General features: G+C 52.3%; 11 protein-coding genes. 9 read left to right on the forward strand and 2 right to left on the reverse strand.

Translation table 11 applies throughout. The annotated features are described in order from the left end of the window. Positions 1 to 56: 56 nt before the first annotated feature. A complete protein-coding gene (locus L1N82_RS10135; protein WP_235287252.1) occupies positions 57 to 593 on the reverse strand; it encodes a hypothetical protein in 537 nt (178 codons plus the stop codon). 334 nt (positions 594 to 927) lie between these two features. Here L1N82_RS10135 and L1N82_RS10140 point away from each other — a divergent pair, with 334 nt between their 5' ends. From L1N82_RS10140 to pheA, 5 genes are all read left to right on the forward strand, one after another. Next, positions 928 to 1,365 (forward strand): ACT domain-containing protein, encoded by a 438-nt coding sequence (locus L1N82_RS10140; RefSeq protein ID WP_235287253.1) that lies wholly within the window; start codon positions 928 to 930, stop codon positions 1,363 to 1,365. A 26-nt stretch (positions 1,366 to 1,391) separates the two neighbouring features. Next, positions 1,392 to 2,678 carry a homoserine dehydrogenase gene (locus L1N82_RS10145; RefSeq protein ID WP_235287254.1) on the forward strand — a complete coding sequence of 429 codons (1,287 nt, stop codon included), beginning with the start codon at positions 1,392 to 1,394 and terminating at the stop codon, positions 2,676 to 2,678. A gap of 84 nt (positions 2,679 to 2,762) precedes the next feature. Beyond that, a complete protein-coding gene (thrC, locus tag L1N82_RS10150; RefSeq protein ID WP_235287255.1) occupies positions 2,763 to 3,830 on the forward strand; it encodes a threonine synthase in 1,068 nt (355 codons plus the stop codon). Continuing rightward, the gene (thrB, locus tag L1N82_RS10155; RefSeq protein ID WP_235287256.1) at positions 3,830 to 4,807 is read left to right on the forward strand and encodes a homoserine kinase; all 978 of its coding nucleotides are present in this window, start codon (positions 3,830 to 3,832) and stop codon (positions 4,805 to 4,807) included. Before thrC ends, thrB begins: the two co-directional genes overlap by 1 nt. Continuing rightward, entirely contained in the window at positions 4,804 to 5,706 is a 903-nt protein-coding gene (gene pheA / locus L1N82_RS10160; RefSeq protein WP_235287257.1) for a prephenate dehydratase, read from the forward strand. Before thrB ends, pheA begins: the two co-directional genes overlap by 4 nt. A 112-nt stretch (positions 5,707 to 5,818) precedes the next feature. Here pheA and loaP read toward each other — a convergent pair whose 3' ends face one another. After that, positions 5,819 to 6,487, reverse strand: a complete 669-nt coding sequence (gene loaP, locus L1N82_RS10165; protein ID WP_235287258.1) for an antiterminator LoaP — start codon at positions 6,485 to 6,487, stop codon at positions 5,819 to 5,821. A 654-nt stretch (positions 6,488 to 7,141) separates the two neighbouring features. On the opposite strand from loaP, the gene L1N82_RS10170 reads away from it, so the two are divergent. The 4 genes from L1N82_RS10170 to L1N82_RS10185 are packed head-to-tail and all read left to right on the forward strand — an operon-like array spanning position 7,142 to position 22,060. Further along, the gene (locus L1N82_RS10170) at positions 7,142 to 7,834 is read left to right on the forward strand and encodes an MBL fold metallo-hydrolase (RefSeq protein WP_268821904.1); all 693 of its coding nucleotides are present in this window, start codon (positions 7,142 to 7,144) and stop codon (positions 7,832 to 7,834) included. Positions 7,835 to 7,866: 32 nt separating this feature from the next. Beyond that, complete coding sequence (locus L1N82_RS10175; protein ID WP_235287260.1) at positions 7,867 to 8,811, forward strand: acyltransferase domain-containing protein; 945 nt, start codon at positions 7,867 to 7,869, stop codon at positions 8,809 to 8,811. 56 nt (positions 8,812 to 8,867) lie between these two features. Next, positions 8,868 to 10,652 (forward strand): ACP S-malonyltransferase, encoded by a 1,785-nt coding sequence (fabD, locus tag L1N82_RS10180; protein ID WP_235287261.1) that lies wholly within the window; start codon positions 8,868 to 8,870, stop codon positions 10,650 to 10,652. Positions 10,653 to 10,690: 38 nt separating this feature from the next. After that, positions 10,691 to 22,060 carry an SDR family NAD(P)-dependent oxidoreductase gene (locus tag L1N82_RS10185; RefSeq protein ID WP_235287368.1) on the forward strand — a complete coding sequence of 3,790 codons (11,370 nt, stop codon included), beginning with the start codon at positions 10,691 to 10,693 and terminating at the stop codon, positions 22,058 to 22,060. Positions 22,061 to 22,066: the final 6 nt, after the last annotated feature.

A 22,066-nucleotide genomic window follows, 5' to 3' on the forward strand; every position in this document is an offset into this window, starting at 1 on the left:
AGGTTTTCTCCCTTATAGAGAAAACCTCTTTTTGTTTTACAGTGGGAATATGGAATCTAGTGGTCAGTCTTCCTGTTCTCGCTGGACTGCTTGGCATAAAATTGTACCATCATAAAGCTTGTCATGACTAGAATCATAAAGGTGCCATGCTCCCAGAGCTCTGCCCGGTCCCCGAACAGAATATCGCCGGCTGAGAAGAGAAAGAAGACCAGCATGCTGATTTTGAATGCAAGGGACTGCAGGCTTCTATTGGATGATGACTTCGCTGCCAAGACAATAAAGACGGCGGCCAGTATGATCTCTATCACGCTGATCGCGTACAGGCAAATCGATGCAATATAATCGGGCAGATTGAGGGTGGCAAAATAGTTGGCGAATTTCTCATCCCGCGTTACACCATAGAAGTATTGATAATTGAAGAATTTGTCGAGTCCGTTTAGCAGCCAGAACATTGCCCAGAAGCTGTGGACAATAAAGGTTAGTGAGAGCTTGGTGTCTATGGCTCTAAGGAACCGGTCGGCACCGCTATGAATTGAAGGGGGATCGGAGATTGGGCTGTAGGACTTGATAGGTCCTGATTGAATAGTTTTCATGAATAACACACCTCTCGAAGTTCAAAATTGAAAATAAAGTTGATCATAATTAAAACAATACTTAATGTAGTGTTTAAATCTCCTTATTAATATGAATAATCCGAATAAGTACATTATATTTCCAATTAATATAAAAATAAATAGCGTATTGGTGTAAATAAAAACTAATATGATTCCTAAACAATCTCTCACGCTTCAAGCTCGCTTTTCCGGTATAATAGGGAGCGTAATAGAAGGGCGGTTAACCCAATATTGCCTATTGCGGCCGTGTGGCTGTTTCGATATAATGTCCACTATAGATGTACAGTTGTCTTTGTGAGGAGGACGGCGATAGGTGCCGGATCGTTATTATGTCGTCCGCGAGGACATTTTGCCGGAAGCGATTGTCAAGACCATACAAGTTAAAGGCATGCTGCAGCGAGGCGAAGCCGAGACGGTGCATGAAGCAGTGGAACGTGTCGGGCTCAGCAGAAGTGCTTTCTATAAATATAAAGACGGCATCTATGCTTTGAATCAGCTAGGCAGGGAACGGATTGTGACCGTTTCGATGGATCTTGATCACCGCTCGGGTGTTTTATCCAAAGTGCTCGGGCTTGTGGCCGATTCCGACGGTAATGTGCTGACGATTCATCAGAGTATTCCACTGCAGGGCTTGGCCAATGTGGTAATCTCGGTGGATACATCGGGCATGCCTGCGTCGCTTGCGGAACTGCTGGACAGCATTCGTTCACAGGACGGAGTACGCAAAGTGTCGGTAATAGGGCAGGGATAGATTAAATGTATCGTGGAGGAGAGCGTATGAAACCAGTCAAGGTAGGATTGCTAGGGCTTGGCACTGTCGGAACAGGTGTTGTCCGCATAGTGGAGAGACATCAGGAGGATCTGCTCGGCCAGGCCGGTTCACCAATTATCATTGAGCAGATTGCAGTTAAGAATACGAACAAGCTGCGGAGTGTACCTATCGATGCGGATAAGCTGACGGATGATCCCTGGGATGTAATCCGCAACCCCGAGATAGATGTCATTATTGAAGTGATGGGCGGAATCAACCAGACGAAGGAATATATACTGGAGGCTCTTGCTTCGGGCAAACACGTAGTGACGGCAAATAAGGATTTAATGGCGCTGCATGGTCAGGAAATTTTGGCCAAGGCACGAGAGAACCGCTGTGATGTGATGTATGAAGCCAGTGTGGCGGGCGGGATACCCATTATCCGTACCTTGATTGAGGGCTTCTCTTCCGATCGCATCACCAAGATTATGGGCATTGTAAACGGCACAACCAACTACATGCTGACCAAGATGACACAAGAGGGCGTTTCCTATTCTGATGTGCTGCGGGAGGCTCAGGAGCTGGGTTACGCTGAAGCAGATCCGACTTCTGATGTCGAGGGTCTTGATGCGGCACGGAAGATGGCGATTCTTGCCACACTCGGGTTCCGAACCAACGTTGCGCTCGAGGACGTATCTGTCAGAGGCATCTCATCGATCAGCCAGGAGGATATCCAATATGCCAAGCGGCTCGGGTATGAAGTGAAGCTGCTGGGTATCGCTGAGCGCGAGAAGGATGCAATCAGTGTTACCGTACAGCCGACGATGGTGAAGAACACGCATCCGATTGCTTCCGTTAACGGGGTGTTCAATGCCGTATACGTGTATGGCGAAGCTGTGGGTGAGACAATGTTCTATGGTCCGGGTGCAGGTGAAATGCCGACAGCCACCTCGATTGTCGCCGATCTTGTTGCTGTCGTTAAGAACCTGAAGCTTGGCGTGAATGGCCAGCAGGCGGCCGCTATTTTCCGGGACAAGAAGCTGATGAGCGACGAGCAGACAATGAGCAAGAACTTCCTGCTCCTTCATGTGGATGATCGAGCGGGCGTACTGGCTCAGATCACACAGGTGTTCGCTGAATATGGCGTCAGTCTGGAATCCGTTTTGCAGCAGCCGAATCCAACCAATCCGGAAGCGGAGATTATTGTAATCACGCATGATGCTAGCAGGGCATCCATTCAGAAGGTGCTTCAGGTATTTGAATCGCTGGATGTGATCCGGAAGGTGAAGAGCGCTTACCGTGTCGAAGGCTGACGATTGCAACTTACGAACGGCATAACCGGTAAGGGATTAATATAGTTTGCGATAAACTAACTTAATATAAAAGGAGTTATTGGAATGCGATATTTAGGACTGCTGGAAACATACAGGGATATGCTCCCGGTAACGGAGAAAACCCCACTGCTGACCCTTCATGAAGGAAATACACCGCTTATACGGGCGGATAATCTGTCGAATGAGCTGGATCTCGACATTTACTTCAAGTATGAAGGACTGAACCCTACCGGTTCCTTCAAGGACCGGGGGATGGTGATGGCGGTCGCGAAGGCTATGGAAGAAGGCAGCCGGACGATCATGTGTGCTTCGACTGGCAACACTTCGGCTGCAGCAGCGGCTTACGCCGCCAGAGGCGGATTAAATTGTATCGTGCTGATTCCCAATAATAATATCGCGCTGGGCAAGCTGGCACAGGCCATCATTTATGGAGCGAAGGTTATCGCTATTGAAGGGAACTTCGATCGGGCTCTGGAAATTGTGCGTGAAATTACAGCCAAGCATCCGATCACGCTTGTTAACTCCGTTAACCCGTACCGGATTGAAGGGCAGAAGACAGCAGCGTTTGAAGTGAGCGATCAGCTGGGTAAAGCGCCGGATTATCTGGCCATCCCAGTCGGCAATGCCGGCAATATCTCAGCTTACTGGAAAGGCTTCAAGGAATACTACGAACAGGGTAAAATCAGCTCCCTGCCGAAGATGATCGGCTTTGAGGCTGAAGGCGCCATGGCCATTGTAAAAGGGGAGCCTATAGCAGAACCGGAGACCATTGCTACAGCAATCCGGATCGGTAATCCGGCCAGCTGGAAGACGGCGGTTGCAGCAGCGGAAGAATCGGGCGGTCAGATCAACTATGTAACTGATGAAGAGATTCTGCACGCCTACAAGACTATTGCCCGGCGTGAAGGCATATTTGCGGAGCCGGCATCGGCAGCTTCTATTGCCGGTGTTATGAAGCTTAAGCGTGAAGGCGTCTTCCGCGGCGGGGAGTCGGTTGTCTGCATACTGACCGGACATGGCCTGAAGGATCCGAACATTGCCATCAAGAGCGTTAATGCTGAGCCAGTTGTGGTTGAAGACTCCGAAGCGGCGGTTATGGAAGCCATCCGCAAGCTTGAAGGTGAAGCGTAATGCAGGGACGGCGGGTACTCGTTAAGGTGCCTGCTAGCACGGCCAATCTTGGGCCGGGCTTTGATACGCTTGGCATGGCGCTGTCGCTGTATATTTGGATTGAGATGGGACCTGCTGAGGCAGAGACTCAGTTTAGGCTTTACGGGGAACACTTGGCCGGCATTCCAGAGAATAAAGATAACTTGATTTTCAAGGTGGCACAGCTTGTATTTGATGAGGCGGGCGTAACCGTGCCGGAGCTTGATATTGCTATGTACAGTGATATTCCGCTTACGCGCGGCCTCGGAAGCAGTGCAAGTGCGATTATCGCAGCTTTGACAGCAGCGAATGCCATGATCGGCAGCCCCCTCTCTGAAGACCGGCTGTTCCAGCTGGCCACGAAGCTTGAGGGACATCCGGATAATGTCGGAGCATCTCTGTTTGGCGGCATTATAGTGGCGTCGTGGGATGGCGATAAGGCGGATTGCATTCGGATTGAACCTCATTCTGCGCTTGAAGTGCTTGTGGCAATTCCGGATTTTCAGCTATCGACGGAGAAGGCCCGCCATGCGGTGCCTGATTCGTTCACGAAGGCGGACGCGGTTTATAACGTGAGCAAGAGCTCTCTGCTTGTAGCCGCTCTTGCAGCAGGACGGCTGGACAAAATCAAGGATGCGATGCGTGACCGGCTGCACCAGCCATACCGCGCTGCGCTTATACCGGGCATGTCGCATATCCTGTCGCATGCTACCGATCATGGAGCGCTCGGGGCAGCCCTGAGCGGAGCGGGGCCGACTCTGCTTGCGCTGGTGGAAGCGGGGAGCGGACGCAAGGCGGAGCTGGAGCGCTTTATGCTGGAATCTCTGAGCTCGGAGGGAATTCAGGCATCGCTTATATGGTTGAAGCCTTGTCTGCATGGACCTGTCATTAACGCTCTAGAAGAAAACCCGGAGCGGTTGCCGTTCATGGAGCGGATCAAAGGAGAAGTAAAGGCATGATTAAAGTGGCGCTTCTGCCGGAGGGTTCAACGTCAGACGATGCGGCCCGTTATTTATTTCAGGGTGCGGAGGCATCATTTGCCTACCATAAGCTCATTGCGGATGTGTTCCTGTCGACGGACGGCGGATTGACTGACTATAGCGTTATTCCGATTGAGAATACAATTGAAGGCTCTGTGAGTCTTCATAGCGACTGGATGGTACATGAAGTGGATCTGCCCATACAAGCGGAGTGGGTCTTCCCCTCCGTACAGAATTTGATCGGCCGCAGCCGTGAATGCTGTGGTGTAGACGGCAGAACCGATTACAGTCGGATTGTGAAGGTTATGAGCCATCCTGTTGCAATGGCACAGTGTACCGGCTTCCTTCGCAGCCATCTGCCGCATGCGGAATGGGAGAATGTCAGCAGTACAACGGAAGCGGTGAGGCTGGTGAAGGAGAATCCCGGGGCCGGCTGGGCTGCAATAGGTACCAAAAGCGGAGCAAAGCTTCATGGCCTGGAAGTGCTTGAGGAGCGCGTAACAGATCATAACAACAACTATACCCGGTTTTGGCTGATTGGCCGCAAGCCGTTTGAGGCCCGGTCTTCCGAGCATTACAAGACGAGCATACTGGTCACACTGCCGGAGGATTTTCCGGGTGCGCTGCACCAGGTACTGTCCGCTTTTTCCTGGCGAAAAATTAACCTGTCACGGATTGAATCCCGTCCGACGAAGAAGAAACTGGGGAACTATTATTTCTTTATCGATATTGCCATGTCGCTTGATACGGTACTCCTGCCTGCCGCTATTGAAGAGATCGAGGCGCTTGGCTGCCAGGTGCGTGTACTGGGCAGCTACCCGACCTTTGCTTACGAGCCTTCTGACAGAGAGGCGCTTAATGCGGGGCAGCGCAGCTGACGAGGATTTTATTTAGGTATTCATTCTGATATGTTTTTTATGAAGAAAACGATGAGGTGAACCCATTAAGCCGGTTCACCTCATCCAATTAGATGGATATTTGCCACAGGCTCTATTGTCCGTATCTGAACCTGCTTAGGGGTCCCAAGGCGGCAGCCTCCAATTGATCGCTGCTTGCAGTATATAACTGTACTGCCTCTGGCGCATTGAAGGTGACGGTTTTGCTGGCGGCAATTTCTACCCTATGCTCCATGGGGTTTAAGATTTCGATGCCGACGTCCATCAGAACCTCCTTCTCCAGGAAATGAAGGAGGATTTTTGCCCTGTTTTTTCGTTTGTCGAGTTTTTTGATGATTCCTTCTTTTCCTCGAAGAGGCCCTGAAATAATGGTCGCCTTAGAATCAAGGCCTAGAAATACCTGGGAGTAATGAACGGTATTTTCCTCATTTAAAAGATCTAATATCGGTGTGATCTCAGCTTCAGCTATGGGTGAGAAATAGAGTCCCCGGTTCTGCGAGTAGTGAGGGCCGGTATTGACGAGCCATAATAGATGGGGGACATCTCTTAGACGGTAATAAAAGTCGGGATTCATGTTCGTTCTGATGAGCACATACCCGGGGAACAGCTTCTTGTATACGTGGTAGATCCTGCCTGACTTTTTCTCGGGTATTTTTCTCTGTGGTACAAGTGAATACAGCATCTGCTCGTTAAAAGATAGACGTAGAAATTTCTGGACAGCCTCTTCTTTCCCAGTCTCTACGTAGAGTGCATACCAATTCACAAATTCCCCCCTATTCCTATTCAATATAGTTATCGCTATCCATAGTTATATATGAATCGAAATGCAAAGGATGCTGATTCCTGTCGATAAAGATTAGGGTATTTTGAAGTTTATGGATATGGAAACTGCCGTTAAATAAATTCTTACAAATACCTAATAATACAGTCTATCATAAGTATTGACTTGATTACCTTATTTAGGTATATTTAGTTCTATAAAACATCTAATTACTAGGCGATGCTAATCGATGTTTCGGCACGTTAGAGGAGCTGTGTATACATAGATTGCGAGCGGCCTTGAACCCAAGAGCTGTTGTTGAAGCATTGATTACGGAAGATCAACACGTGCACCCAAATTTGTCAGAAAATTCGGTAAATTCCTCAATCAGCAGTAAGCTTGTCTACAAATGCATACTTTAAAGCGGGAATTTTTCCGCTTTTGCTTACAGGGCCCGCAGATAGATGTGGTCCTTTTTTGATTATAGTCGAAGATATGGGAATCTTAGCGCATCACTGCCTTGTGTCATAGACGGAGATTATTCATCCGTATTGGAAGGTGCCATGCATGGACAATGGCTGCATATGAAATACGGGGCTTTATTCGCAGGGGTAGTGCTAAATCTAATCAAATGGCTAGGATAGGCGGTAACTACCTATGTATACAGAAATAACCAAGGGCCATTATCAATTCACAGTCTTGAAGGGTAGGCACTGTGGCTTTATTAATTACTGCTATCTCATGATTGACCTCTATTCCAGGGAGGCTGTCATTATTGATCCTGCCTGGGAGCTTGATGCAATCGTTCATGTCATTACACAGGCGGACGCAAAACTTACGAAAATTCTTCTTACGCATTCTCATAGCGATCATGTTCATCTAGTAGACGCCCTTCTTCGCCGCTATAATCCTCAGGTCTATATGTCGCGGCAGGAAATCGACTATTATGGCTTCACATGCCGCAATTTGAACCCTGTTCACGACGGGGAGATGATCCCGTTTACACAATCATCGATTACTTGCATCCTGACCCCAGGACATACCGCAGGCGGGGTTTGTTACTTATGGAACGGTATATTATTTTCAGGTGATACCGTATTTATCGAGGGCTGTGGAATGTGCTCGGGGCCCGGCGGATGCCCCAATGGGATGTATGAAAGTATCCAGAGGCTGAAAAAGCTGCTTGCCCCTGAGGTAAGAATCTATCCCGGCCACTGCTACGGTAGAGAGGTTGGCTGTACGTTCGGCTATGTCATGGCCAACAATCTATATTTTCAGATCGAAAATAAAGAAATGTTCATATCCTTTCGAATGAGGAGCAATCAAAAAAATCTATTCGATTTTCAATAACAAGGAGCGTTATGCGGAAAACCATAGTCTATATGTTCTCTGGACAGGGCTCCCAATATGTCCAGATGGGAAGGGAGCTTTATATCCGGCAGCCTTTGTTTCGTGACTGTATGACCAGGATGGATGCGGTCGTACAGGAAATTTGCGGCGTTTCCGTTGTTGACAAGCTGTATGGCGCTGAAGCTTCACAGGAAGGATTCGTCCAGACCTTGTACACGCATCCTGCGATCGTAATGGTCGAGTATGCGGCAGCTCAAGTTCTGCAGGAAAGCGGACTCGATCCAGATTTTGTATTGGGGTCCAGTCTTGGTGAATTTACCGCAGCAGCTGTTTCAGGTATTTCCTCGATTGACGAGGTTTTGGAAGCGGTCATTAAGCAGGCCGGGATCCTAGAGCACCGGTGCCCTGAAGGGGGAATGCTCGCGATTTTGCACGATCCCCGGATTTTTGGCGAAGCGCCGCAGCTGCATCAATACTGCGAGCTGGCCGCTGTCAATTCATCCTCCCATTTTGTCGTTTCCAGCGAATCGGAAAAGCTGGCGAAGGCCGAACGTTTCCTGGAGCAGCAAGGTATTCTGTATCAGCGGCTTCCTGTCCGCTTCGGTTATCATTCCGCAGCTGTTGATCATGCGGCGGCAGAATACCAGGACTATCTTCGCGGAAGGTTTACCAGGATACCAACGCGGCCAATCGTTTCCTGTGTGTATGGGAAGCTTATGGGCACCCCGCTGCAGGAAGGTTATTTGTGGAAGGCTGTGCGGGAGCCAATCAAGTTTGCAGAGGCGCTGGGAGACACACAGCAAAAGCTGGGGACCGGGGTGGTCTACGTGGATCTGGGTCCCGGGGGTACCTTGGCTAATGTAGCCAAACGAATTTTGAGTGGCCGATCTAACGAGGAAATTTATGCTGTCATTACCCCCTTTAACCGTGAGATTGAAAATCTGGAGAAGATCAAAGGTTCGGTTATCTCCGGTTAGCCATAAATCTATCTACCAATCGTTAGCCAAATGAAGGCAAGAGGAGAGGAAATGATTTGATAACCTATGTTTTCCCTGGTCAAGGTTCGCAATTTAAAGGTATGGGCGAAGAACTGTTTGATGAGTTCCCGGAGATTACGGCGAAGGCGGACGAGGTGTTGGGGTACTCAATTAAGGAGCTTTGCTTGAAGGACCCGTACCGTCAGTTAGGTCAAACACAGTATACGCAGCCTGCGCTGTATACAGTCAATGTACTGAGCTATATGAAAAAGCTGAAGGTGACCGGACGGAAACCAGACTACACGGCCGGCCACAGTCTAGGCGAATACTGCGCTCTGTTTGCGGCGGGAGCCTTCAGTTTTGAGCAGGGGCTTCGCCTCGTTCAGAGACGAGGTCAACTGATGAGCCAGGCGGCTGGCGGTGGCATGGCTGCGGTTCTTGGACTGCATGAGCAGAAGGTCGTCGAGCTGCTGCTTACGAGCGGGTTCACCTCCCTTGAGGTTGCCAATTTCAATACGCCAACCCAGATCGTCATCTCAGGCGCGAAGGAAGATATCGGAGAAGCTGCGTCATTATTTGAATCAGCGGGCGCAAGCTATGTGCCGCTCAATGTAAGCGGGGCTTTTCATTCCCGGAACATGGAAGAGGCACGGGCGAGCTTTGCTCAATACCTGGAATTATTTACGCTGTCGGAGCCTGCGATCCCGGTCATATCCAATGTATACGCAAGACCTTACCAGCCGGGGCGTCTGAAGCAGACGCTGAGCGAACAAATCACAAGCCCTGTGAAATGGACGGAATCGGTTCGCTACTTAATGGGGCTAGGGGCAATGGACTTCGTTGAGGTAGGTCCCGGACATGTGCTGACGAAGCTGGTGGAGAAAATCCGGCAGCAGGCCGGGCCGCTTGCTGCAGCAGTGTCCCCGCAGGTCCAACAGCCAGCGGTGGCGGTGTCACAGCAGATCCAGCCGCCGGCAGCAGTAGCAGTGCTGCCGCAGGTTCAGCTGCAGGCTGAGCCGCCAGCGGATGACCGGAATTCCTACGACATTCACAGCATCGCCGAGGACGTTGGTAAGGAAATTGAGCGGCTTAGAGGACAGGTCGATCTCTTCTGGGGCAAGGAATTGAAGAAGTACAAGGAGTATGGGCTGCGTGACGGCCTATCGATTGTTGAATTCGGCTGCGGTCCCGGCTATGTTACGGAGAAGCTGCTCAGGCATTTCCCAGCCTGCCGGGTTACGGGGATTGAGTTTGACCCCTATCTGGTCGATGTTGCGAGATCGTATCTGGATCAGACGGGCTTGGACCGTTATCACATCATGCAGGGCTCGATCATGGGCTGCGCTATGCCAAGCAACAGCTTTGATTTTGCGGTCATCCGTTTGGTTATTGAGCATTTACCTGATCCGGTGGCCGCCATTAAAGAAGTGCATCGCGTGCTGAAGCCGGGCGGAGTCGCCGTGTTTATCGATAATGACTTCGAAATGCACATTCGTACATATCCTCATATTCCCGAGCTGAAGGACCTTTATGACGCCTACTGCAGGAAGCGGGAGTCGGAGGGAGGCATGCCGATGATCGGTAGGCAGCTGCCCGTTCTGCTGAAAGCGGGGAATTTCGAGAATATCGATTACGACGTCATCTGTGCACATAACCACATTGTCGGTGATGAGCTGTTCGCCAAGTCGGAAGGGCTCGGCATCCCGATGAAGCTGGTCAGAGAAGGTTTCCTTGACAGTAAGGTGCTTGGCAAAATAACGGTGAAGTGGCGTGATCTAATGAAGGATGCGGACCATGTCATCACCCGTCAGCTTTATATCTCCAGCGGCGAGAAGCGATGATCGTTTTTTTGGATTCGGGGGGAAACCAAGTGGAATGGATGAAGGAACAAATCAGGGAAAAGATCATAACAATTCTGAACGTATTGCTTCAAGTGCCCATTACCAAAGACAATAAGCAGGACAGCTTCATCAAGCTGGGGCTGAATTCAATTACTATTGTGCAATTAGCCGAGCAGCTCAGCCAAGAAACCGGAACCTCGATTGGTGTTGAAATTTTGTACGATTACGCAACGCCTGACGAATTAGCCGGTTATATCGCAGCAATGGATGGAATACCGCATCCCCGGCAGCAAAGTGCTGTGAATGGGGGAGCGCAAGCACCGGGCGCTGACCAGGAGAAGCGGTATGAACAACTTAAGAGAGGAATCGTGGAAACATTGAAGGGGCTGCTTCAACCCGGTACAGAGCTGGATTTGGGGAGCAGCTTCTTTACGCTGGGGTTGGACTCTGTTTCGATTGTTTCCTTGACGGAGGCGCTGAACAGCCGCTTCGGGCTGCAGCTCGGGGTCGAGACGGTCTTCGATAACCCGTCAATTGAGGAGCTAACCCGCTATATTAGCGGGGAATACCGCAACGTCTCTGCCGGTCAGGAGCTAACAACCCCAGAAGCAGATGCGTCTCCGGGGACCATTCAGAATGAGAAGCAGCAGACAGCAGAAAGCAGAACCTCTGTGAATGATCTGTTCACCCGGCAGGGGGAGAAAATTGCGATTATCGGCATGTCGGGCAAATTTGCGGGTGCAGACAACATAAACGAATACTGGGACAATCTGCTGAAAGGCAATAACGCTATCAGCGAGATCCGGCGTAACGGCTGGGAGGAGAGGCGCTATTATTCCACGAACAGCCAAGACCGGAATAAGAGCATCAGCAAGTGGGGAGGAATTCTTCCGAATATTGCCCGGTTCGACGCCGAATTTTTTAATATTTCACCTCGTGAGGCGGAGCGGACCGATCCGCAGCAGAGGCTCCTCCTTGAGGAAGTGTACAAGGCACTGGAAGATGCCGGGTACCCGAGAGAGAAAATTCAGAATGAGCAGGTAGGCGTGTTCATCGGCGCCCGGGGCTCCGACTATATCAACAAGGATGTCTTCCATCATAACGGAATTGAATCCCAAATGTTTTTGGGAAGCGATATGGGCATTATGGCGGGAAGAATTTCATATTTCCTTAATATTCACGGCCCAAGCTTGACAGTAGATACCGCATGCTCGTCGGCGCTCGTTGCGCTGCATCTGGCATGTGATAGCCTGCGTAAGGGTGAATGCGATATGGCGATTGCAGGCGGTGTTTTCGTTATGCCTACTCCCGATTTTCTGGTCCAGGCCTCAAAGACCGGCATGCTGTCTCCGGACGGCGGCTGCAAGACCTTTGATAACAGTGCCAACGGTATTGCGGTTGGCGAGGGTGTAGGGGCAGTGCTGTTAAAACCGCTCAGCAGGGCGATTGAGGATCGGGATAACATTCAGGCGGTAATCAGCGGAAGCACCGTCAATCAGGATGGCAAGACCAACGGGGTTACGGCGCCAAGTGCCAAGGCGCAGGAGCGTCTTGTCCTTAAGGCATGGGAGCAGGCCGGTGTCGACCCGGAATCTATTGCCTATCTTGAGGTCCACGGCACGGGGACCAAGCTGGGCGACCCGATTGAGATCAAGGCGCTGACGAATGCGTTCCGCAAACATACGGACAAGAAGCAGTTCTGCTGGATCGGGTCCCATAAGCCGAATATCGGCCATACGATTAACGCCGCAGGCTTGGCAGGTCTGATGAAAGCCGTACTGGCGATTAAAAATAAGCGGATTCCGCCGACGATTAACTATCATGTACCGAATGAACATATCGACTTTGTGAACAGCCCGTTCAAGATTAATACTGGGGTCGTCGAATGGCCGTTACACGGCGGCTCGGCGGGCAAGGCTGGCGTCAGCTCATTCGGATTCAGCGGAACGAACTGCCATGTTGTTCTGGAGGAAGGGGTGACGTGGCCAAAGCCGTCTCAACAGGAGGACACGTACCATCTTATACCGGTCTCGGCACGTTCCCAGTCCGTGCTGCAGAAAAAGCTCAGGCAGCTGCGTGAGGCGCTGGCCACAGATGGAACGATCAGGCTGCGGGACTTGGCACGGACACTGCAGGAGGGCAGGGATCATTTTCAAGTCAGAACCGCTTTTATCGTCAAGCATACAGCGGAGCTCGCCGAACAGCTTGAAGCGATGGCGGCGGGCGGAGCGGTGCAAACCCCGGCAGCAGGCTTGGATTATACGCTCATGAACGACTACAAGCGGCTTCACACCGTGAAGGAGCTTTATGAGAAGGGCGGTAATATTGATTGGAAGCAGCTGGGCCGCCCGGATGACAGCCTGCTTATTTCGCTGCCTGCTTACCCGTTCGGGGGCGAGGACTATTGGATTTCCCGTCCGGCCGCTGCGCCTGAACGAAAGGAAACGATCTATTCCCGAACGGTAGAGCGCGAGCATCCTGTCCTTTCGGACCATTATATTCTGGGGAACTACCTCCTGCCGGGAGCCGCGCAGCTGGCGTATGTCCACGATGCTCTTGATCAAGCGCTGGGAGGCGCTTCTGTGACGATTGAGGACCTGTGCTTGCTGCGTCCTGTAATCGTCAATGACAGCCGGGCAGAACTGCAGATTGAGCTAAAGCCTGAAAGTGATGGCTACGCGTTAAAGCTTGGCGGCAGCGGGATTAAGCCAGAGTCTGTGTATGCCAAATGCCGGGCGCAGCTCGCAGCAGGCGGCGCACCGCTACTGCAGTTCCAGCCCCTGTACAGCAGCGGCACGGAGCGGATGAATGGAGAAGAATTTTACCGGAAGCTGGCGGGGAAGGGAGCGCGATATGGCCGTACACTGCAGGTTGTGGAGGAAGTGGAGTGGAGCGGAGAAGAGGTCCGTGCTGTTCTGAATGTATCTGCCATGTCAGCGGCTGACGCTGACCGGAGCGCGCATATAACCGCCGTGGTTGATGGGGCGCTGCAGTGTCTGCTGGTATACGAATTAGATAAGCCCGGGATGCAGCTGCCGTTCACTATCGGGTCTGTACATCTAATCCTGCCGTTTAAGGAACGCCACCGCGCAGCAGTTAGCCGTACAGGGACCTATTCGTACGATATCGGGATTTACGATCTTGACGGCAGGCTGTGTGCAGCGCTGCTGGAGGTCGTCATCAAACCGGCCAAAACGAGCGGCGCCTTGGACCTGTTCTATCCTGTGTGGAGGCAAAAGAGTAAGATGGTCTCTGAGCCGTCCCTCCGTATAAGTCCCGGGGGCGGGCGGGTATTAATTGTGGCGGCACGTAAAGACGAAGGTCTATCGAGTGTTGTTCACATGTTACACCGGGAAGATGAAGTCGGCATTCTATATGAGGACGAACTAAGCGCCGCTTCGCTGCAGCGGTATACAGGGGTCGAACGCATTTACCTGATCCCCGAGATCAAGCAACAGGGCATCATCTGGGAATCTCCGCAGGAGGGGAAAGCAGCGGAATCAGCTGCCATCGGTACGCTGTACCGCCTTACGAAATGGATGGATTCCGTGTGGAGAGATGAACTCGTCCAACTGACCGTTCTAACAAATAATGTCTATTCCACAGCGGTCACCAAAGCGGTTCATCCTTACCCGGCGCTGATTCACGGATTTGTAAAATCGCTGCGCAAAGAGTATCCCGAATGGAAAATCCGCTTATTCGATATTGACCTTGAAGGCGGAAGCGGAGCGAAGAGTGAGGGGCTGTACAAGGAGCTGGAAATTGCTGTCTCTGACCTTTCGCCATGCGGCGAATACGTTCTGAAGAACGGACAGCTGTATGAACAGCAGCTGCTGCCTGCCAATCTGCCTGCGGAGAAGATAAGTCCTTACCGCAAGCAGGGTGTGTACGTTATCGTCGGAGGAGCAGGCGGCATTGGCTTAGAGCTGTGCAAGCATTTGGCCCGCAGTGTGCAGGCCCGCCTGGCGATTATTGGCAGGAGCGCGCTAGACGCAAGGATTACCGGGGATTTGGAAGCAATTACGCAGCTTGGCGGTCAATATCTATACCTGCAGGCAGATATTACGGATGCAGGCTTGCTTGAATCGGCCGTGCGCCGGGTGAAGCAGGCTTACGGGGCGGTTCATGGTGTTTTCCATTCTGCCTTGGTGCTAAAGGATACGGAAATCCGCCGCATGACAGAAGATATGCTGCAGGCCGTGCTGGACCCGAAGGTGACCGGTGTGCGGAATCTTTATGCTGCGTTCAAGTCGGAGCCCCTGGATTTCATGCTGTTCTTCTCCTCCTGTCAGACCTTCGTCGGCAATCCGGGTCAGAGCAATTATGCAGCGGCGAGTTCGTTTGAGGATGCGTTCTGCCAGTACCTGCAGGATCAGAGCCTGTTCCCGGTCAAGGTTATCAACTGGGGCTACTGGGGCAGCGTAGGCGTCGTATCCGGTGAAGCCTATCAGCGGATGATGCAGCTGCAGGGCTATCACTCGATCGAGCCGGCCGAAGGGATGGAGATGATCGATTTTCTCCTTGCCAGCCCGCTCAATCAGCTGGTCGTCATGAAGGCAGAGCAGGCAGTATATGAGCATTTGCCGGTTAACCGCGGCTGGACGATGACAGGAAGTCCTGAAGAAACAGATGCAGTGTTAAACCAGTTAGCCTGGAATTTGCCGAGCGAAGCGCCCAATCCGGCGGCCATTGTTTCCTTCCTGGACCAGCTTAGGCTGCTGCAAAATGAAGCCAAACATAAGCTTGCCGGGCTGGTCCAACGCAGCGGGGCCGCTTTCAAGCCTAAATTCAGCCGCCTTCTGCAGGAGCTTTCACACTTCGATACGGCAGTAGACGGCTTAAGCGGGGGAAGGCGAACAGCAGTGGCAGCCCCCGAGATCAAGGGCTTTGCTGACTTGCTGCATGCTTGTCTTGAGCATTATGAAGATATTCTGACCGGCAGGCTTGAGGCGACTGATGTGATGTTCCCGCAATCCTCCATGCAGCTGGTGGAAGCAGTCTATAGAAACAACCCGCTATCGGATTACTGTATAGGCATCGCGGCGGGTGCAGTACAGTCTGCGCTGAGCAAATGGCGTGCGCTTCATCCGGGTCGCACAATCAGAATCATCGAGATTGGCGCAGGTACGGGGTCAACGGCCGAGGCGGTCTGCCGGGCGATCTCCGGTTTCGCCAATATTTCATATACGTATACGGATATTTCCCATTCATTCCTAAATTACGGACGCCGTAAATTGGGTACGGATTATCCTTTTGTGGACTTTGCGCTGCTTGATATTGAGAAGGACATCGCCGCGCAAGGGCTTGCTGCAGGGAGCTATGATCTTGTAATCGCGACCAATGTGCTTCATGCGACGGCTAATATGTCCGCCGTGCTCGAGAACGTGAAGCGTCTGTTGAAGCGTAACGGTCTCTTGATCGTGAACGAAATGACGCGCAAACAGGATTATCTCACGATTACCTTTGGTCTATTGGACGGCTGGTGGAAATACGAGGATGGTGTCTACCGCGAGACAGGCAGCCCGATTCTGAATGAGCGCAGCTGGAACCGGCTTCTGAAGCAGGAAGGCTTCAGGCACATTCAGTTCCACGGACTGCCGCAGGATGATCCTGCGCTTTGGTCGCAGCACGTCATTATGGCGGAGAGCGATGGTTATATGAAGCTTGCGGACAACAGGCAGGGCTCCCCTTCAAGAGCAAAAGCAGATGAGCGGAAGGAAGCGCCGGCTGCGCAGAAGAAGGAGGCAGGAGCAGGTTCGGCAAGGAGGAACGCTGTCATCATGCAGGTTCGCGCTTCAATCGCCGGCTGCTTGGGCATTAAGCCGGAGCTGCTGGATATGGAGAAGCCGTTCGCCGAGCTGGGTGTGGACTCAATTGTCGCTGTGGAAATTGTCGCCGATCTTAACAGCAAGCTGAAGATTAAGCTGAAGAATACGGTTTTATTCGATTACAACGACGGCGCGTCTCTGCTGAACCATTTGTTAACGAAGCATCAGGAGGAGCTTTTTCCGGCAGCGGACGAGTCAGAGGAAGACCTGACAGCAGCTGCAGACTTTGAGAAAGCGGGAGAGGCTATGCAAGCTGAAGCTCCGGCCAGGGAAGCCGAGAAGGGCATCGCCATCATCGGTATCTCAGGCAGATTCGCTGACTACGAAGACGTGAACCATTATTGGCAGGGATTATGCGAGGGCAGAAGCTCTATCAGAGAAATCCCGAAGGAACGCTGGGATACAGATGAATTCTATGATCCTAATATCGGAAATTATGAGAAGACGAACAGCAAATGGTGCGGCTGGTTAACCGATGCCGGAGAGTTCGACCCGCTCTTCTTCAATCTGTCGGGTACAGAAGCCATCTACACAGACCCGCAGCAGCGGATCTTCCTCGAAGAGTGCTGGAAAGCGCTGGAGGACGCCGGACAGCTCGGTGCCCAGCTGAAGAAGCAAAAGTACGGCGTTTTCGCGGGAATTATGGAGGGAGACTACCTCCGTAGACTGCAGATGCTGGGGGTTAAACTGGAGCCGCAGGCCTTCTGGGGGAATGACTCCGCTATTTTGGCTTCACGGATCTCGTACCTGCTCGATTTGCACGGGCCATGCGTGACCGTTAATACCGCCTGCTCCTCTTCCCTGGTGGCCATTCATCTTGCCTGCCAGAGCATTATATCCGGTGAAAGCGACGTGGCGATCGCGGGCGGCTCGTATGTGTCCACAACGCCTAACTACTATATTTTATCCAGCAATGCGGGTATGTTCTCGCCGGATGGCTTGTGCAAAACCTTCGATCAGAGCGCTAACGGCTTTGTACTCGGAGAAGGCGCCGGTGTAGTCGTGCTGAAGTCGCTGGATAAAGCGGTCGTGGACGGTGATTTCATCTATGGCGTTATTAAGGGGATTGGTATTAATCAGGATGGCAGAACGAACGGAATAACCGCGCCGAGCGGGCTGGCCCAGACGAGTCTGGAGCTGGAGGTATACGAGAAATCGGGGATACATCCGGAGACGATCAGCTATGTTGAGGCGCACGGTACAGGTACGAAGCTGGGAGACCCGATCGAATTCGAAGCGCTGACCAATGCGTTCAGGACGTATACCAATAAGAAGCAGTACTGCGGAATAGGCTCTGTCAAAACGAATATCGGACATTTATCCGCGGCAGCCGGAGTAGCCAGCCTGATTAAGGTATTGCTCGCGATGAGGCATCGGATGCTGCCGCCGTCAATCCATTTTAATCAAATCAACGAAAACATCGATGTGGAGGACAGCCCCTTCTACGTTAATACGAAGCTCAGTCCGTGGGAGCCGACAGGGCATAACCACAGACGCGCTGCCATCAGCTCCTTCGGATTTAGCGGTACGAACGCCCATCTGGTTGTCGAAGAGTGGCCGGTAAGCAGCTATAAGCAGCATGGCAGCGGGCGGGAGGAATCATTGGTCGTCTTCTCTGCCAAAACGATGGATCGGCTAGAGGCCTATCTGGCGAAATTTGCTGTTTATGTGGAATCGCTGCAGAAGGATACGGATCATGAGCGCGCTGCGCTCTTTAGCCTGCGGAATATCGCTTATTCGCTGCAGACGGGACGGAAAGCGATGAAATGCAGGGCTGCATTTGTGGTCAGCAGCCTGGATGAGCTGCTTGATAAGCTGAGCCGTTATCTAAGGAACGAGCACGCGCTAGACGTATTCTCAGGGGTCGTAGCTGCCAATGATGCGGAAACTGACGAACTGCTGGCCGCAGAACCGGTTCGATCACTGCGGATGGACCAGATTGCATCGCTGTGGATTCAGGGCGCGGAAATAGAATGGGGACAGCTGTATACGCCGGATAAGCCGGTAAGAATTCCGCTGCCGACATCCGTTTTCTTGCGGAGAAAGTATTGGTTTGAAGGCAGCTTATCGGCAGCGTCGTCTCGGCCAGACGGCAACTTACCAGCCATTCAAGCAGAATCGGAGCCGGGCAAGCCCGGATTGAACGAGCCGGAGCTTCAGGAGCATCATCTGTTCGAAGAGGTGTGGCAAGAGGATATCGAAGAGGCGCGCCAGCCTATAAGCGCCAAACAGAGAAGAATCATTCTTGTATTGGATAAAGATGAGCAGATGTTTAACCGTCTATTAGCGGAAGGGGAGAGCGAGTTTATACTCGGCATTCAAGGAGTGGCGCTCATTAAGATCGACGCCCGCCGCTATATTTTCGATCCTGGTAACATGCATGCGTTCATCAGCACCTTGGCGAAAGATGGCATTGTGCCCGATACGGTTGTGAACCTGCGCAGCTTCCAGGGGGGAACAGCAGGACCTGAGGCACACAGCCTATTCTATTTGAGCCTGGTTCAGGCCCAGCAGGAGCTTGCGGGCGAACGGGAGATCAGCATCCTGCATGTATTTGAGAACCGGTATAATGCCGATTCGGCTGCGCAAGCTGCATTATCCGGCTTCGCCCGGACATTAAGAACCGAAAGTCCAAAGCTATCGCTGCGAACAGTCATGGTGGATCGCGGCTGGATCGATGAGCGGGGGTTGCCTGCGGATTCCAGCGCCGCATCCGGAGCGGCAGCCGTTCAGCTCGAGCATATTATTCTTCGTGAGCTGCGTAGTTCCCCTGAGGTTGAGGTCAGATACAGCCATGACAGGCGGTATGTCAAACGCTTGAAGGCATGGAACGCCCCGATCGAGAAGACGGGTCCTGTTCTGAAGCCAGGCGGCGTATATGTAATTACAGGGGGCATGGGCAGTATCGGCAGGATAATCGCCCGGCGTATGGCCAGCGAATATAAGGCTAAGCTGGCGATATGCGGAAGATCGCATCTACGGAAGGAAGACGGGCGGTTCCTGGCTGAGCTGGAGCAGGCAGGCGCCAGTGTCAAATATTATCCGGTCGATCTTGCAAGCGGTGACGATACTAGAAGAATGATCCGACAGGTAATGGATGTGTACGGGAAGATTGACGGTGTGTTTCACTGCGCAGGTGTTGTTGCCAGCAGCTTGCTCAGGAAGAAGAGCGCCGCGGAATTTGCAGCAACGTTAAAGCCAAAGCTGTCGGGCGTCATTCATCTGGATCAGGCGTTGAGCGGGGAGAGCCTTGATTTTATCGCCCTGTTCTCATCGATTTCCAGCGAGCTTGGAACGATGTATATCGGCGATTATGCCTACGCGAACAGCTTCCTTAATCACTTTGCCAAGCTCCGGGAGGAGCGACGTAAGAGAGGGGAATGTTCGGGAGCCGCTATTGCGCTGTGCTGGCCTTACTGGAAGGACGGCGGCATGGCTATCGATCGACAGGGGCAGGATTATATGCGCGACCAATATGGCATGGAGCCTCTGGAAGCGGAAGCGGGATGGCGGCTGCTGCAGTCCTCCTTGTCCAGCGGGAAGCACGAGCTGGTCGTTGTGTGCGGGGACCGCACGAAAATTGAAGCCAAATTTACCGAAGAAGGCTCAGCCGGCAGCGTTCCTGGCAGGACGGCTTCGAGCCTCGAAGCAATACCAGCAGCAGTGCAGGCAGCAGTGCAGGCTGAAGTACCTGCTGCTGCTTCAGCCGGCAAACAAGAAACAGTGATTCGACGGCTTACTGCTATCTGTTCGGAGCTGTTTGACATTGCAGAGCGTGATATAGACAGCAGCGGTCACTTCGAGGAAATCGGCATGAATTCCATCTTTATGATGAAGCTGCTTAAGCGGATCGAGGAGACATTCGGCAAAACCGTTGACCCGGATGCGATTATGAACTATCCGAGTATCCGCAGGCTCTCCGCGTATTTGATCAGCTTGGGCATTAATACGGGTGAACATGAGCCGGCGGCTGATACCCGCCAGGCACAGCAACAGGAGACGCCTGCTATCGTGAATGAACCGGCAGTGCAGGCAGGCTTAGGCAGGGCTGGCGGGGTCCCCCGCATTGCTGTTATCGGCATAAGCTGCAGGTTCCCAGGCGCGGATTCACCGGAAGAATTTTGGTCGAACTTGATCCATGGCCGAGAGCTGCTGCGAACCGTCGATTCGGACCGGTGGAACGGCTTGAACTACGCTAATCCGGATAACAAGCTGGCAGAAAGCCATGCTCAGCTGAAATGGGGAGGCTTCCTGAACCATATCGACGCCTTCGATGCCCGTTATTTCAACGTTAACGATAAAGACGCGGCGATTCTGGACCCGCAGCACAGGCTCCTGCTGGAGCTGGCCCAGGAGCTGTTTGACCATGCAGGCTACAGCAAGGAGAGCTTGTCAGGTCAGCATGTCAACGTCCTCATCGGTGCAGGCGACTCCTCTTATGTCAAGCTGCATAAGCATCACATTCCGGTCGAGCATTATGATCATGTGCTGGTCAATATGATCCCGAATATGATTGCCGCACGTGTATCGGACTACTATAACTTGAAAGGCGAAGCGGGAATTGTAGATACCGCATGCTCGTCCGCCCTTGTCGCGATTCACAAAGCCTGCGACGAGATCAGGCTGGGAAAATGCAAGATGGCCGTCGCAGGAGGGGTAAAGCTGCTCATTGATCCGTTCGAAATCGCCGGCTTCAATCAAGCAGGAATTCTTGCTGCCGACGGAAAGGTACGGGTTTTCGACGAACAGGCCAAGGGAACGGTGCTGGGAGAAGGAGCCGGCCTTGTTCTGCTGAAGGACTATGATGCTGCCGTCCGTGACGGTGACCGGATTTGGGCGGTCATCTCGGGTTCTGCGGTCAATAACGACGGGAAGACGATGGGCCTCACGGTTCCAAGCAAGGAAGGGCAGAGAGAAGTCATTACGCAGGCGATTGCCAATAGCGGCGTCGATGTTGAGAAAATACGCTGCTTTGAAGCGCATGGAACCGGTACGCTGCTAGGCGATCCGATTGAGATCAAGGCGGCCAGCGAGGCATATCGTCAATTTACCGACCGGGTCAGCTACTGTGCTGTCGGTTCGGTCAAATCGAATATGGGCCACCTGCTTCAGGCTAGCGGTATCGCCGGATTTATGAAGCTTGCTCTCTCCCTGTACCATAAGCAAATCGTACCTACTTTAAACTGCAGTCAGCCGCATCCAAGGTTTAAATTCTCCGAAACACCGTTCTACCCGTCGCTTGGGGTAGAGGATCTGTCTGCGGAGCAGGGGGCGATTTATGCGGCCATGTCAGCGTTTGGATTCGGCGGGACGAATTGCCATCTGATTATGGAAAATTTCGATGCAGCGAATGTTCCGAACTATAGCCCTGTAAGAGAGCCGCTTCCGAAGCGGGTCTGGAGAAGGAATCGGTACTGGCTTGGCAGAGAGGCCGAACCGGAGACCGTGCCTGTGACAACGACAGGCCCAGCGGTAGACAGCAGCTATATGGATGTGCTGCAGCAGGTCAGGAGCGGCAGTATTACGCCAGAGGCTGCTGCCCAACTCATTCGCCAGCAGCGGAGTAAAGTCAGGAATTAAGAAAGG

The sequence above is a fragment of the Paenibacillus tarimensis genome, assembly GCF_021532315.1.
Taxonomy (GTDB): Bacteria; Bacillota; Bacilli; order Paenibacillales; family Paenibacillaceae; genus Paenibacillus_I; species Paenibacillus_I tarimensis.

Bases quoted from the DNA above. Each gene is read 5' to 3' on its own strand.
- L1N82_RS10135 (WP_235287252.1), bottom strand. From the start codon at position 593: ATGAAAACTATTCAATCAGGACCTATCAAGTCCTACAGCCCAATCTCC.
- L1N82_RS10145 (WP_235287254.1), top strand. From the start codon at position 1,392: ATGAAACCAGTCAAGGTAGGATTGCTAGGGCTTGGCACTGTCGGAACA.
- thrC (WP_235287255.1), top strand. From the start codon at position 2,763: ATGCGATATTTAGGACTGCTGGAAACATACAGGGATATGCTCCCGGTA.
- thrB (WP_235287256.1), top strand. From the start codon at position 3,830: ATGCAGGGACGGCGGGTACTCGTTAAGGTGCCTGCTAGCACGGCCAAT.
- pheA (WP_235287257.1), top strand. From the start codon at position 4,804: ATGATTAAAGTGGCGCTTCTGCCGGAGGGTTCAACGTCAGACGATGCG.
- L1N82_RS10170 (WP_268821904.1), top strand. From the start codon at position 7,142: ATGTATACAGAAATAACCAAGGGCCATTATCAATTCACAGTCTTGAAG.
- L1N82_RS10175 (WP_235287260.1), top strand. From the start codon at position 7,867: ATGTTCTCTGGACAGGGCTCCCAATATGTCCAGATGGGAAGGGAGCTT.
- L1N82_RS10185 (WP_235287368.1), top strand. From the start codon at position 10,691: ATGAAGGAACAAATCAGGGAAAAGATCATAACAATTCTGAACGTATTG.